This is a genomic window from Vibrio sp. M250220 (genome assembly GCF_036533795.1).
In the GTDB taxonomy this organism is placed as follows: domain Bacteria; phylum Pseudomonadota; class Gammaproteobacteria; order Enterobacterales; family Vibrionaceae; genus Vibrio.
On record NZ_JATABI010000193.1, the window covers coordinates 1 to 553 of the forward strand.

The window sequence follows — 553 nt, forward strand, 5'->3', positions numbered from 1 at the left end:
CACGCCACCTTAGTGACTACGTTCTTTCTGAAAAACTTAAGCCTGAAAATGGCGGAAGCCAAAGCAAGCTTTCTGCTACTCAAACCATGCACCTAATCGAGCATTTGACTGAGAAAACCTATTCTCACACTCATCAAATTGTCGCCTACGTTAAAGAGGCATTTGGACTTGATTATACGGTCTCTGGTATGAACAAATGGCTTCACTACAATGGCTTTAGCTACAAGCAACCGAAAGGCGTTCCACACAAGTTTGATAAAGCAAAACAGCAAGCATTCATAGAGGCTTATGAAGCTCTAAAGGCAAGCTGTGGCAAGGATGAATCGATAGTCTTTATCGACGCAGTTCACCCAACCTTATTAACAAAAATATCTCATGGCTGGATACGTACTGGTCAGGCTAAAGTGATTGAAACAACGGGCAATCGTAGCCGATTGAACATTATTGGCGCACTAAACCTGTCAGATATTGGTGCCACCATCGTTCACGATTACGAGAGTATTAACAGTGAAAATATTGTTCGCTTTTTCTGTAAGTTAAGAGAGAGTTATCC

1 protein-coding gene is annotated in these 553 nt (G+C 41.8%); it reads left to right on the forward strand.

What is annotated here, in order from left to right; translation table 11 throughout:
* On the forward strand, positions 1 to 553 hold a 553-nt coding region (locus QTN94_RS20370), incomplete at both ends, for an IS630 family transposase (protein ID WP_331428686.1).